This window comes from Melissococcus plutonius ATCC 35311 (assembly GCF_000270185.1).
Classification (GTDB): Bacteria; Bacillota; Bacilli; order Lactobacillales; family Enterococcaceae; genus Melissococcus; species Melissococcus plutonius.
In genome coordinates, this window is the sequence record NC_015516.1 from 129,163 (window position 1) to 142,340 (window position 13,178).

Here is a 13,178-nt window from a genome sequence, read left to right on the forward strand (position 1 = left end):
TTATAAAAATGTTATTATTATTTGATTGGAAAATTACTAGACATTCTAATCATCTGTTCTATTTTTTAAGTATCTTTATGATCATTCATTTATCACTGGGAACTTTCATTTAAATACTTGCATTTTATTTTCTATTTTTTAACATTCAAAGTATAATTTGTAGTTAATAGAACGAAGTGAAGGGATTAATAGAAAAGGAGACGGTGAATAGATGGAAAAGCAAGTTTATAAGAATGTTTTGGTTGGTGTAGATGGTAGTGAACAAAGTGACCAGGCGTATAAAAAAGCACTGGAAGTTGCACGTAGAAATGATGCTCACTTGGTCGTTGTTCATATTGTTGAGGAAAGTGGACTTTCCACAATGGGTTATCCAACAATCACTGAAAATTCGATAGACCAAGAATCAGAAGACTCAAAAGAATTACTAAGGAAATGTGAAAAGTATGCCAAGGATGTAAAATTTAGTAATATAGAAACGATTTTGGTGTATGGTTCACCAAAAAGATCCTTAGCTGTAGAATTACCGTCAAAATATGACATTGATGTCATTGCTATTGGCCAGTCAGGAATTAACAATACAGTCGAACGTTTAACTTTAGGTGGTGTAAGTAGTTACGTGATTCGTCAGGCTCCCTGCGATGTTTTAATAGTGCACTCTGATTCTAATGGTTAACTCAACGAGTTAAATCACTTTAAAAGCAACTTTCTAGTTGAAAGGTAATTTTATTACACTAGAACTAGTGAGGTTGCTTTTTTGTAGTGGTTATTCGTTGAAAAAATAGCATGCAGAAAGCAATTTTTTTTGTTAATATAAAACAGAATAGATCAAGAATTTAAGCATAGGAAGGAATAAAATAAATGATTACAATATATAACAAAGAAAATATTGGTGATGTTTTACTAATAATTATTGAAAATGATGAAGGAAAAGAAAATAAAATTGAGCGAAAAGAAAACGTTACACAAATTAGTTTAATGGAAGAACCAGAGAAGGTTGTTGCTTGGAACATTTTTAATGTTTCAGAGATTTTAGGAGAAATCAAAGGTCAAGGCCAGGTTTTTCTGTCTGATACCCAGATTGATAAACTTAATCAAGTACTTCAGACATCTGGATTTACTGACAAATTGATAAATGATCAAGAACCAAAATTTGTTGTCGGTTATGTTAAAACATGTGAAAAACTGCCAAATTCAGATCACCTATCGATTACACAGACAGAAGTTGATCATGGAGAAGTTTTACAAATCATTTGTGGTGCACCAAATATACAAGCCGGACAAAAAGTAATAGTGGCAAAATCAGGTGCAATGATGCCGGATGGACAAATTATTTGGCCAGGTGCATTGCGTGGCGTAGAAAGCTTTGGAATGATCTGTTCTGCAAACGAACTAGGACTCAAAAATGCACCATCGAAAAAAGGTATAATGGTTCTTTCAGATGATGCAAAAATTGGTGAACCATATAATATTGATTCACAAAGTTAAATCTTATTAGAATTTAAATTATTTTGTAATAGATAAAAACTGTTGCACTTCCTTTAACTAATAATGAATGACATACATAACACTAATTGAGAACAATTAAAATTTTTAAAAGGATATTCCTAATAGATTTAATAGGTGAACAGAATAATAATGCACGTATGTATATTTAATTTTTTTTGGCATGCTCTTTATTTTGTTTTAGATGGGTTGTTATGTAAAATAGATGAGTAGCACTTATTGTTATTAAATATTATTTAATAACAATAAGTGCTACTCATCTATTTTAAAGTCAATGCTTATTATTGCTTTAATTATTTTTGTTCTGTTGCCTTTCCATGAGTAGGTTTCGAATATCTTCCAAATAGCCTTCGCTTTTTGTATCTGATACACTTTCTGGTGGTGGTTGAATCTGTTGTTTTCTTATTTTATTTGCCAGTTTTACTACGATAAATAAAACAAAAGCAGTAATTAAAAAGGTAACAACAGCACTGATAACATCACCAATTCTAAATTGAACACCTTCAACTGAAAATACCATAGAACCAAATGCTTGGTCTGCATTTTTTTTATGTGTAATAAGTACAAAAATCAAACTAATTAATGGCGTAATCAAACCATCTACAACCCTAGTAACAATGGCAGTAAAAGCACTACCCATAACTACACCAATAGCTAGGTTCAAGACACTACCTTGCATAATAAATTGTTTAAATTCTTTTAGCATTTCTCAACCTCCTTTATTTTAGTATATCGAAAGATAAATAAATTTTAAAATGAAAGCTGTCGTAATAGAAAGAAAATTAGGAAACTATGTTATAATGAACAGGAAGAGATCAAAAGAATAATTGGAGCTAACGATCAGAGCAGCAATCACTTTTAAGCTTCATTAAATAAAAAGATAGGGAGTGAGTATTACGTGACTATTGAATTAGCAAAAGGTGTAAATTTACAGGTAGTCCCCACAAAAAAATATAAAACACTACATATCCTTATTCGCTCTGTTACTCGATTATGCAAAAAAACAATTACAAAGCGTACATTACTATCAAGCTTACTCGAAACAAATAGCTTACACTATCCTGATCAGGTAAAAATAAGTGAAAAGATTGCAGAATTATACGGTGCGAATTTTAGTATCTATACGTCTAAAAAAGGCAATCATCATTGGCTCAACGTATCAATGACAATTCCCAATGGACGTTACTTAATGAATGATAATCAAATTTTTGCTGATTCGGTAGATTTTCTAAAAGAAATTCTTTTTTTCCCAAATATTGTAAATCAAGCTTTCGAACAAGAAACATTTCAGCGAGAAAAGAAAAACTTAGCTGCTTATTTTAAAAGTGTTAACGAGGATAAGCAAGTTCATGCGGCTCTTGCACTTCAACAGCTTTACTTTGATCAATCGGCTAGTCAACAAATTCCGAGCTTTGGAACTTTAGAAGACTTAGAAATGGAAACAGCAGAAAGTATGGCTAAATACTATTCTCAGTTAATAATGAATGATCCAATTGAAATTTTTATAACAGGAGATGTAACTGAAGACCAAGCTGTATCGCTTTTTAAGGATTTGCCATTTGAAGATAGAAAAACGGAGAATAATGATATTTTCTATTATCAGTCTGATAATAATTTAATCAAAGAACGTTCTGAGCAAGAAGTATTGGCCCAATCTAAATTGAATCTAGGCTATCATACGGGTATCTATTACGGCAGTGAATTCTATTTCGCCCTTCAGGTATTTAATGGTATTTTTGGTGGCTTTCCACATTCTAAGTTATTTATGAATGTTCGTGAAAAAGAAAACTTGGCTTATTATGTTTCTAGTTCTATTGATACTTTTCGTGGTTATTTGACAATTCAAACAGGTATTGATCGAAACAATCGTGAGAAAGTTTTACATTTAATTGCTGAAGAATTGGAAAATATTCGGTTAGGTAAAATCAGTCCACTAGAGATGGAACAAACAAAGGCTATGCTTAAAAACCAATATTTATCATCGCTTGATAATGTACAAGCTATTTTTGAAAATAATTATTTAAAAAAATTATTTACCAACTATTTATCAATAGATGAACAAATTCGTAGAATGGAAGCAGTAACGATTGAAGAAATTCAAAAGGTTGCTTCACTTATTCAATTGCAAGCCATTTTCTTCTTGGAAGGAGTTGAGGAAGATGCATAAATTGACGTATGAACAAATCAATGAAACAGTATATACAGAGGTTTTGGAAAATGGATTGACCGTTTATTTGATTCCTAAACAAGATTTTCATAAAACCTATGCCTTATTTACTACAAACTATGGTTCTATTGATAATGATTTTACTCCTTTAAATAAATCCGAATTTATCAAAGTACCAGACGGCATTGCACATTTTCTTGAGCATAAAATGTTTGAAAAAGAAGAAGGAGATGTTTTTCAGAAATTTGGTAGTCAGGGAGCATCTGCCAATGCTTTTACCAGTTCTACAAAAACAAGCTACCTATTTTCAACAACAGACCAAGTAAAACTTAATTTGACCACATTGCTTGATTTTGTGCAGTCTCCTTATTTTACAAAAGAAACGGTTGAAAAGGAAAAGGGAATTATTGGACAAGAAATACAAATGTATCAAGATGATCCAGATTGGCGCTTATTTTTTGGGATGATTGAAAATTTGTATCCAAATCATCCCCTCCATATTGATATTGCTGGCACTATTGAAAGTATTAGAGAGATTACTGCAGAAGATTTATATACTTGCTATAATACATTTTATCATCCAAGCAATATGAAACTTGTCGTCGTTGGCAATATCGATCCAGATGGTTTAATGGCATTAATTTATGAAAATCAGGCAACAAAGCCATTTGCTCGCTCTATGCCGATAAAACGTCATTTCCCTAAGGATAGCATCTCTGACATTATTCAAGAAAGGCAAGTAACTTTGCCTGTAGTTCGGCCAAAAGTGTTGCTTGGTATTAAAGGAATAGATAAAGAGGTTCCAAAAGAAAGCCGAGCAAAAATGAAATATCAACTAATGATTGAGCTGCTTTTGCAACTCTTATTAGGAAATACTTCAAAAAATTATTTAGCTTTATATGACCAAGGTCTGCTTGATGATAGTTTTAGCTATGAGTTTAACTTAGATCGTGGCTTTCATTTTGCTGTTGTCGGTGGCGATAGTGATTATCCAGAAAAACTGGCACAAAGAATGGAAGAAATTCTACTTCAAGCTGCTAATAGTCCAGAGATAACTGAAACTAATCTTATGCTAGTAAAACGAAAAATGATTGGAAAATATCTGCAATCATTGAATTCATTAGAGTATATTGCTAATCAATTTTCACAATTTATTCTAGATGATAAAATTCTTTTTGACAAAATAGCCATTATTGAAAGTATTCAATTACAAGATATTCTAATAACAACTAAATTTTTTCAAAAAGATAGATTGAGTCGCTTTTATATCTATCCTAAAAAAGAGGCATAAAGAATAGAATTATATTTATTTCAAATCATTAAAAATTGAATAAATGCTCATTAAGCAGTTATGACTTAGTTAAATAATTATAAATTTATCAAGATTCATTTAAATTAAAAAACTAGTACTGGTATTTTCCTTTTATTTTTAATAAACTAAGGATTAAAGTTGAACGAATTTGTTAATCACTTTTATTTTGTTGTTTTTAAAAAATATAGGTTGTATCATTTATTTTGATAAATTCTATCATAATTGATGTATAGGTACTTCAATTTACTTTTTAATAAATTAAATTTAGAAAGACTGGAGAAGATGGACGAGTGATCAGTGTAAATATTGGAGAAATACTTAAAGAAAAAAGATTGCAAAAAAACATCACACTTGATGAATTGCAACAAATCACCAAAATACAAAAACGTTATTTAATAGCAATCGAGGAAAATGATTTTAATATCATACCAGGTAAATTTTATGTTCGAGCATTCATTCGTCAGTATGCTGAGGCGATAGAGATGAATGGAGAGGAACTTGTCGATATTTATGATGGCAAAAAAACACAACTAGAAAAGCAGGAATCAAAAGAAACCTACCAACCTTTAGACGAGTCTAGGATTCAACATCATGAGAAAGAACAACCAAATAGTTGGTTATTGCGAAATCTACCAGCTGTTACTTTCTCTTTAATTGGTGCAGCAATCCTAATTATAGTTCTTTATGTTACTTGGCAAGATCATCAAAATGATTCTATTATCCAGACAACATCAAGCATCAATGTGAATGACAGTGCAAGTGCTTCAATTGCTAAAAGTAAAAGCCGGGAAAAAGCAGCTGCCTCTTCAACAAGCTCAAGCGCAAGTACGAGTTCTAGTAAAGAACAAAAAACAAAAATAGAAACAACAAATGAAACAAATAGATCGATGAATGTCAATGTGACAAATACTACTTCACCAGTAAAGGTAGAATTTAGTGGAAAAAGTGGTCCTTGTTGGGTAGGCATAATGGTTAATGGCGCCTATGTTTATCAACACACCTTACAAAGTAATGAGAAACAGGCAACTGAACTACCAGCTTCGGCATCTAATGCAACGATTGTTTTAGGCGCTTCAAATAATGTGAATGTTCATCTAAATGATCAAGAAATATCGATTGCACAAACACCTGTTTTGGTCCAAAAAAATATTATTGCTACAATTGCTTATAAAAATTAAAAAAATGAAAAGCATGGGTAAAGAAATACTCATGTTTTTCATTTTTTTAGTAGTGACAGTTCGTTTAAGATAACGTAAAATAGACAAAAAAGAGGGAGGTAAAAAATTGAATTTACCGAATAAACTAACTGTACTTCGAATTTGCCTAATTCCAGTATTTATTGTAACGATGAGCTTCTCAACATTCTTTGGAACCTTAACAGTTGGAAATACCACGATTGCTATAATGCAAATTATTAGTGCTCTTATTTTTGCAATTGCTAGTATTACAGATTGGCTAGATGGAAAGATCGCTCGTTCACGTGGTTTGATTACAAACTTTGGTAAATTTGCTGATCCATTAGCAGATAAAATGTTAGTTATGACTGCTTTTATTATGCTTGTTGGGCAGGGAAAAGTACCTGCATGGATCATTTCAATTATTGTTTGTCGTGAATTATCTGTAACAGGATTACGTTTACTTTTAGTAGAACATAGAGAAGTAATGGCGGCAGCCTGGCCTGGAAAGGTAAAAACAGCTACTCAAATGATTGCTATTATTTTGTTATTGATTAATAATATTCCTTTTTCCTTTATTTCTTTTCCTTTAGATCAAATCATGTTATATCTTTGTCTATTATTTACTATTTATTCTGGTGTTTATTATTTTGTTAAAAACGCTACTATATTTAAAGGATCTATGTAGTTTTTAATGGATCAACTGACTAAAAAATATAGACCAATAATGGTAGCTGAGTAGCTGAATAGATAAAGAATTCATCTTTTTTATATTTTGTTGTGTATATTGATAGAGACAGGGTGATGGTAAAGGTTATTGGTATGGATTGTTTTCCTTTTTATTATTAGTAAGTCGTTAAAACGATTATAATAAAAATAAAGAATAAATAAAGCAAAAAGGTGGGTGACCAGATTGGCTAAAGAATTTTCGTATGAAATATTAGAAGAGATTACAGTTCTATCAGAAAACGCCAAGGGTTGGCGTAAAGAATTAAATTTGATTAGTTGGAATGAACGTCCACCAAAATTTGATATTAGAGATTGGGCATCAAATCATGAAAAGATGGGTAAGGGAATCACATTAACAAATGAAGAATTTGACGAATTATCTAAAGTGATTAAAACCATGTAAACCATGCAGCCCTGTCAATAGTTAATTATTTCGGTGACTCTTTAAACTTAGGAAATTAGTATTATTTTTATAAGTAGATATAAAATTTTCAATTGAGAAATAATTTGTTAATTAAAATAAAAAATGTTGTTATTCTTGTTAAATTAAATAGAAAAAAGAGGTATTTGGCAAATGGATTATTATGATGTAACTTTTCAAGAGTTAAGTGGTCGAACAATTATTAAAAGAGGGGTAGCTTCAAATAAAGACACCTATTCTGTTTGGCAAGATGCGTGTGATGCTTACGATGAAAATGAATTAAGAGTTGCTGTTAATACAGATGTTTTTGTGGTTATGAATAGAAGATATATCGTTCGTATTGATATACAAAAAATTGATAGTCCAACAGAAAAACAAATAAAGAGACATGATGAGATCATGGGTGTTGTCACCACATTATCTAATATGGGATTTTAAGTGTTCATATAAAAATTATTTTAGTCATTGGCAATTTTGATTTCTAGAAATCAAAATTGCTTTTTCATTGGGTTAAATGAAAAAATGAAAAAATTTTTTAGAATAAAAAATAGGCGGATTGGATTTTTAATAGATGAGCTATTTCTTCTATGATTTAAACGGATTTATACGAAAAAAACTTGCTATTCAGGTGAAATTATACTATAATGGCAAAGGTACGATTTACAAGATGCGTAAAAAGTACTGGTAAATCAAGTAATTGATTTATCGGCGATGAAACGAGAGGTTGCGACACGCCTGGACGCTTTGCCACGAGCAAGTGTGTTGGAAATTTTCGGTGAGCCATGTCTACTTTCAAAATAGGCGAAGGAGGGAAATAAAGATGGCAAAACAAAAGATTCGTATTCGTTTAAAAGCGTATGAACATCGTATTTTAGATCAATCTGCGGATAAAATTGTGGAAACAGCAAAGAGAACTGGAGCTAGTGTATCTGGTCCAATTCCTTTACCAACAGAACGTTCACTTTATACAGTTATACGTGGACCACATGTACACAAAGACGCACGTGATCAGTTTGAAATACGTACACATAAACGTCTAATCGACATTGTGAACCCAACACCAAAAACAGTTGATGCTTTGATGAAGCTTGACTTACCATCTGGTGTAAATATTGAAATTAAATTATAAAATTAAGATGATGGAGGTGTACTCATGACCAAAGGAATCTTAGGGAAAAAAGTGGGAATGACTCAAATCTTCACTGAATCTGGTGAATTAATTCCAGTAACTGTTGTTGAAGCTACTCCAAATGTAGTATTACAGTTAAAAACAATGGAATCAGACGGCTATGAAGCAATTCAAGTCGGTTACCAAGATATGCGTGAGATTTTATCAAACAAACCTGCGAAAGGTCATGTTTCAAAAGCAAACACGACTCCTAAGCGCTTCATTAGAGAATTCAAAGATGTTGAGCTAGGAGAATATAAAGTAGGACAAGAAATTAAGGTAGATGTTTTCCAAGCTGGCGACATCGTTGATATTACAGGAACTACAAAAGGTAAAGGATTCCAAGGCGTAATAAAACGTCATGGACAAAGCCGTGGGCCAATGGCACATGGATCTCGTTACCATCGTCGTCCTGGGTCAATGGGTCCAGTTGCACCAAACCGTGTATTTAAAAATAAACATCTTGCTGGCCGTATGGGTGGCAACCGAGTAACAATTCAAAATTTGGAAATTGTTAAGGTAGATGTACAAAGAAACGTAATTTTAATTAAAGGAAATGTTCCTGGAGCTAAAAAATCATTAATTACTATTAAATCAGCTGTTAAAGCAAAATAGTAGAAGGAAGGAGGAACTAAGAAATGCCAAAAATAGCATTATTCAAACAAGACGGAACAAAAAATGGAGAAATGACATTAAATGAAGACATTTTTGGAATTGATCCAAATCAAAATGTTGTTTATGATGCAATTATTATGCAACGTGCTTCATTAAGACAGGGAACACATGCAGTAAAAAATCGTAGTGCAGTTCGTGGCGGTGGACGTAAACCATGGCGTCAAAAAGGAACTGGCCGTGCACGTCAAGGCTCAATCCGATCACCACAATGGCGTGGCGGTGGCGTTGTCTTTGGACCAACACCACGTTCTTATAGTTACAAATTACCTAGAAAAGTTCGTCGTTTAGCAATGAAATCTGTTTTATCAGAAAAAGTTGCTGATAATAACTTAGTAGCAGTAGAAAGCTTAAATTTTGAAACACCAAAAACGAAAGAATTTAAACAAGTTCTTGCAAACTTATCTATTGATACAAAAGTATTAATTATTTTAGAAGATGGCAATGATAATGCAGCATTATCTGCACGTAACTTGCCAAATGTTTCAGTTGCAACTTCTAAAAATGTCAGTGTTTTAGATATCGTATCTGCCAATAAATTGGTGGCAACACAAACTGCTCTTACTCAAATTGAGGAGGTGCTTGTATAATGAATTTACTAGATATTATTAAACGCCCAATGATTACAGAAAAATCCATGCTTGCAATGGATGACAAGAAATACTCTTTCGAAGTAGACACACATGCGAACAAAACATTAGTAAAACAAGCCGTTGAAGCTGCTTTTGATGTGAAAGTGAAAAATGTAAACATTATGAACATACGTCCAAAATTCAAACGTATGGGTAAATATACTGGTTATACAAGAAAACGTCGTAAAGCAATCGTAACACTAACAGAAGATTCAAAAGAAATTCAACTTTTTGAAAATGCTGAATAAGTATTAATTAAGTAATCATCAAAGTAGGAGGGAAAAGACGTGGCGATTAAAAAATACAAACCGACCACAAATGGCCGTCGTAATATGACAAGTTCTGATTTTGCTGAAATCACTACTTCAACCCCAGAAAAAACATTGTTACAACCATTGAAAAACAATGCTGGTCGTAACAATAATGGTCGTATTACAGTTCGTCATCAAGGTGGTGGTCATAAACGTCAATATCGAATCATTGATTTCAAACGTAATAAAGATAATATCAATGCGCTTGTTAAATCAATTGAATATGATCCAAATCGTTCGGCTAACATTGCTTTAATTCACTATGAAGATGGAGTGAAAGCTTATATTTTAGCACCAAAAGGATTACAAGTAGGCATGAATGTTGTTTCTGGTGCCAATGCGGATATTAAAGTTGGGAATGCACTTCCTCTAGAAAATATTCCAGTCGGTACAGTTATTCATAATATTGAAATGAAACCAGGAAAAGGCGGTCAATTAATTCGTTCTGCTGGAACAAGTGCACAAGTACTTGGTAAGGAAGGGAAATACGTATTAATTCGTTTAAATTCTGGTGAAGTTCGCATGATTTTAGCTACTTGCCGAGCAACAATTGGGGCAGTTGGCAATGAACAACATGAATTAATCAACATTGGTAAAGCAGGTCGTTCTCGTTGGATGCACAAACGTCCAACTGTTCGTGGTAGTGTAATGAATCCAAACGATCACCCACACGGTGGTGGTGAAGGTAAAGCACCAATTGGACGTAAGGCTCCTGTTTCTCCATGGGGACAACCAGCTATTGGCTACAAAACACGTAATAAAAAAGCAAAATCAAATAAACTTATTGTTCGTCGTCGTACGAAGTAATCTATTTATATAGTTTTATAATTTGAGAGGAGGTTTACCATGGGACGTAGTTTAAAAAAGGGACCTTTTGCTGATGAACATCTATTAAAAAAAGTTGAAGCGCAACAAGGTGTTGAAAAGAAAAAAGTGATCAAAACTTGGTCTCGCCGTTCAACTATTTTTCCAAGTTTTGTTGGATATACCATTGCTGTACATGATGGTAGAAAACATGTGCCTGTTTATATTCAAGAAGACATGGTCGGACATAAATTAGGTGAATTTGCACCAACAAGAACTTATCGTGGTCATGCTAGTGACGATAAGAAAACGAGACGCTAATTTGAGGGGAGGAAATGCAAATGCCAGAACAAATTACATCAGCTAAAGCAACTGCAAAAACTGTTCGTACTTCACCTCGTAAAGCCCGTTTAGTGATCGATCTTGTTAGAGGGAAAAGCGTTGCAGATGCAATTTCAATTTTGAAATTTACGCCGAATAAATCAGCTGAAATTATTGAAAAAGTTCTAATGTCTGCAGTAGCAAATGCAGAAAACAACTTTGACTTAGATGTTGAGAATTTAGTCGTATCTGAAGCTTTTGTTAACGAAGGACCAACGATGAAACGTTTCCGTCCACGTGCAAAAGGTTCAGCTTCACCAATCAACAAACGTACAAGTCACATCACAGTTGTCGTATCAGAAAAATAAGGAGGGACAAATCAGTGGGTCAAAAAGTAAATCCAGTTGGAATGCGTGTTGGCATTATTCGTGATTGGGATACAAAATGGTATGCTGAAAAAGAATATGCTGAATTCCTGCATGAAGATTTAAAAATCCGTACATTTATCTCAAAAAAACTTGCTGATGCTGCTGTATCTACAATTGAAATTGAACGTGCTGCAAATCGCATTGATATTTCAATTCATACAGCAAAGCCAGGTATGGTAATCGGTAAAGGCGGATCTGAAGTTGAGAATTTAAGAAAAGAATTAAACAAATTAACTGGTAAACGAGTTCACATTAATATTGTTGAAATCAAAAAACCAGATTTAGACGCTAAATTAGTAGGCGAAGGAATTGCACGTCAACTAGAAAATCGTGTTGCTTTTCGTCGGGCACAAAAACAAGCCATTCAACGTACAATGCGTGCTGGCGCTAAGGGAATTAAAACACAAGTATCCGGTCGTTTAAATGGTGCAGACATTGCACGTAAAGAAGGTTATTCAGAAGGAACAGTTCCACTTCATACATTGCGTGCAGATATTGATTACGCATGGGAAGAAGCAGAAACAACTTATGGACAATTAGGAGTTAAGGTGTGGATTTATCGTGGTGAAATTTTACCAACGAAAACAAACACTGAGAAAGGAGGGAAATAATCATGTTAGTACCTAAACGTGTGAAACACCGTCGTGAGTTCAGAGGAAAAATGCGGGGGGAAGCTAAAGGTGGAAAAGAAGTAACTTTTGGTGAATGGGGTTTACAAGCCTTGGATTCCCATTGGATTACTAACCGACAAATTGAAGCTGCTCGTATCGCGATGACTCGTTATATGAAGCGTGGCGGAAAAGTATGGATTAAAATTTTCCCTCATAAATCATATACGAGTAAAGCTATTGGTGTTCGTATGGGTAAAGGTAAAGGAGCACCTGAAGGATGGGTATCCCCAGTCAAACGTGGCAAAATAATGTTTGAAGTTGCTGGTGTTTCTGAGGAAGTTGCACGTGAAGCACTTCGCCTTGCATCTCATAAATTACCTATCAAAACTAAAATCGTAAAACGTGAGGAAATGGGTGGTGAATCGAATGAAAGTTAAAGAAATCAGAGAATTAACCACTACCGAAATGCTTGATAAAGAAAAACAATTAAAAGAAGAATTGTTTAATTTGAGATTCCAATTAGCAACAGGCCAGCTAGAAAATACGGCACGTATTAAAGAAGTACGTCGATCGATTGCACGCATTAAAACTGTCTTGCGTGAACAAGAAGCTAACTAATAATGGAGGGAGGCTAAATACGTATGACTGAAGAAAGAAATAATCGTAAAATTTATCAAGGTCGTGTGATTTCAGATAAAATGGACAAGACAATTACAGTCGTTGTTGAAACAAAGAAAAATCATCCTATCTATGGTAAACGTCTAAAATATTCAAAGAAGTATAAAGCACATGATGAAAACAACACTGCAAAAGTTGGTGACATCGTTAGAATCATGGAAACTCGTCCATTGTCAGCTACAAAACGTTTCCGTTTACTAGAGGTAGTCGAAGAAGCAATTATTATCTAACAAAACGAGATTTTCC

At 33.3% G+C, this 13,178-nt stretch carries 20 protein-coding genes; 19 read left to right on the forward strand and 1 reads right to left on the reverse strand.

The window, feature by feature from the left end; genetic code table 11:
* Positions 1 to 211 precede the first annotated feature (211 nt).
* On the forward strand, positions 212 to 673 hold the full coding sequence (locus MPTP_RS00555) for a universal stress protein (RefSeq protein WP_013773056.1): 462 nt from the start codon (positions 212 to 214) through the stop codon (positions 671 to 673).
* Positions 674 to 858: 185 nt separating this feature from the next.
* Positions 859 to 1,485, forward strand: coding sequence for a YtpR family tRNA-binding protein (ytpR, locus tag MPTP_RS00560; RefSeq protein WP_013773057.1), 627 nt, complete (start codon positions 859 to 861; stop codon positions 1,483 to 1,485).
* Positions 1,486 to 1,792: 307 nt separating this feature from the next.
* On the opposite strand, the gene mscL is transcribed toward ytpR, so the two are convergent.
* Positions 1,793 to 2,209: a large conductance mechanosensitive channel protein MscL gene (gene mscL / locus MPTP_RS00565; RefSeq protein ID WP_013773058.1), complete on the reverse strand. Its 417-nt coding sequence runs from the start codon at positions 2,207 to 2,209 to the stop codon at positions 1,793 to 1,795.
* A 192-nt stretch (positions 2,210 to 2,401) separates the two neighbouring features.
* Here mscL and yfmF point away from each other — a divergent pair, with 192 nt between their 5' ends.
* From yfmF to rpsQ, 17 genes are all read left to right on the forward strand, one after another.
* Positions 2,402 to 3,670, forward strand: a complete 1,269-nt coding sequence (yfmF, locus tag MPTP_RS00570; RefSeq protein WP_013773059.1) for an EF-P 5-aminopentanol modification-associated protein YfmF — start codon at positions 2,402 to 2,404, stop codon at positions 3,668 to 3,670.
* Positions 3,663 to 4,961 (forward strand): EF-P 5-aminopentanol modification-associated protein YfmH, encoded by a 1,299-nt coding sequence (gene yfmH, locus MPTP_RS00575; protein WP_013773060.1) that lies wholly within the window; start codon positions 3,663 to 3,665, stop codon positions 4,959 to 4,961. Before yfmF ends, yfmH begins: the two co-directional genes overlap by 8 nt.
* A 311-nt stretch (positions 4,962 to 5,272) precedes the next feature.
* Complete coding sequence (locus tag MPTP_RS00580; RefSeq protein WP_013773061.1) at positions 5,273 to 6,160, forward strand: helix-turn-helix domain-containing protein; 888 nt, start codon at positions 5,273 to 5,275, stop codon at positions 6,158 to 6,160.
* Positions 6,161 to 6,266: 106 nt separating this feature from the next.
* Positions 6,267 to 6,845: a CDP-diacylglycerol--glycerol-3-phosphate 3-phosphatidyltransferase gene (gene pgsA / locus MPTP_RS00585; protein WP_013773062.1), complete on the forward strand. Its 579-nt coding sequence runs from the start codon at positions 6,267 to 6,269 to the stop codon at positions 6,843 to 6,845.
* A 225-nt stretch (positions 6,846 to 7,070) separates the two neighbouring features.
* Positions 7,071 to 7,289, forward strand: a complete 219-nt coding sequence (locus tag MPTP_RS00590; protein ID WP_013773063.1) for a YdbC family protein — start codon at positions 7,071 to 7,073, stop codon at positions 7,287 to 7,289.
* A 171-nt stretch (positions 7,290 to 7,460) separates the two neighbouring features.
* A complete protein-coding gene (locus MPTP_RS00595; RefSeq protein WP_013773064.1) occupies positions 7,461 to 7,745 on the forward strand; it encodes a hypothetical protein in 285 nt (94 codons plus the stop codon).
* A 382-nt stretch (positions 7,746 to 8,127) separates the two neighbouring features.
* A complete protein-coding gene (rpsJ, locus tag MPTP_RS00600) occupies positions 8,128 to 8,436 on the forward strand; it encodes a 30S ribosomal protein S10 (protein WP_013773065.1) in 309 nt (102 codons plus the stop codon).
* Positions 8,437 to 8,460: 24 nt separating this feature from the next.
* Positions 8,461 to 9,090, forward strand: coding sequence for a 50S ribosomal protein L3 (gene rplC / locus MPTP_RS00605; protein ID WP_013773066.1), 630 nt, complete (start codon positions 8,461 to 8,463; stop codon positions 9,088 to 9,090).
* 23 nt (positions 9,091 to 9,113) lie between these two features.
* Positions 9,114 to 9,737: a 50S ribosomal protein L4 gene (rplD, locus tag MPTP_RS00610; RefSeq protein WP_013773067.1), complete on the forward strand. Its 624-nt coding sequence runs from the start codon at positions 9,114 to 9,116 to the stop codon at positions 9,735 to 9,737.
* Positions 9,737 to 10,027, forward strand: a complete 291-nt coding sequence (gene rplW / locus MPTP_RS00615) for a 50S ribosomal protein L23 (protein ID WP_013773068.1) — start codon at positions 9,737 to 9,739, stop codon at positions 10,025 to 10,027. The genes rplD and rplW overlap by 1 nt, the downstream gene beginning before the upstream one ends.
* A gap of 39 nt (positions 10,028 to 10,066) precedes the next feature.
* Entirely contained in the window at positions 10,067 to 10,897 is an 831-nt protein-coding gene (rplB, locus tag MPTP_RS00620) for a 50S ribosomal protein L2 (protein WP_013773069.1), read from the forward strand.
* Positions 10,898 to 10,936: 39 nt separating this feature from the next.
* Positions 10,937 to 11,215: a 30S ribosomal protein S19 gene (gene rpsS, locus MPTP_RS00625; protein WP_013773070.1), complete on the forward strand. Its 279-nt coding sequence runs from the start codon at positions 10,937 to 10,939 to the stop codon at positions 11,213 to 11,215.
* A gap of 20 nt (positions 11,216 to 11,235) precedes the next feature.
* Positions 11,236 to 11,583, forward strand: a complete 348-nt coding sequence (gene rplV / locus MPTP_RS00630) for a 50S ribosomal protein L22 (protein ID WP_013773071.1) — start codon at positions 11,236 to 11,238, stop codon at positions 11,581 to 11,583.
* 14 nt (positions 11,584 to 11,597) lie between these two features.
* Positions 11,598 to 12,254 (forward strand): 30S ribosomal protein S3, encoded by a 657-nt coding sequence (rpsC, locus tag MPTP_RS00635; RefSeq protein WP_013773072.1) that lies wholly within the window; start codon positions 11,598 to 11,600, stop codon positions 12,252 to 12,254.
* 2 nt (positions 12,255 to 12,256) lie between these two features.
* Positions 12,257 to 12,691, forward strand: a complete 435-nt coding sequence (gene rplP, locus MPTP_RS00640; protein ID WP_013773073.1) for a 50S ribosomal protein L16 — start codon at positions 12,257 to 12,259, stop codon at positions 12,689 to 12,691.
* Complete coding sequence (gene rpmC, locus MPTP_RS00645; RefSeq protein WP_013773074.1) at positions 12,681 to 12,872, forward strand: 50S ribosomal protein L29; 192 nt, start codon at positions 12,681 to 12,683, stop codon at positions 12,870 to 12,872. The genes rplP and rpmC overlap by 11 nt, the downstream gene beginning before the upstream one ends.
* Before the next feature lie 23 nt (positions 12,873 to 12,895).
* Positions 12,896 to 13,162 carry a 30S ribosomal protein S17 gene (gene rpsQ / locus MPTP_RS00650; protein WP_013773075.1) on the forward strand — a complete coding sequence of 89 codons (267 nt, stop codon included), beginning with the start codon at positions 12,896 to 12,898 and terminating at the stop codon, positions 13,160 to 13,162.
* The last annotated feature ends 16 nt before the right edge of the window (positions 13,163 to 13,178 follow it).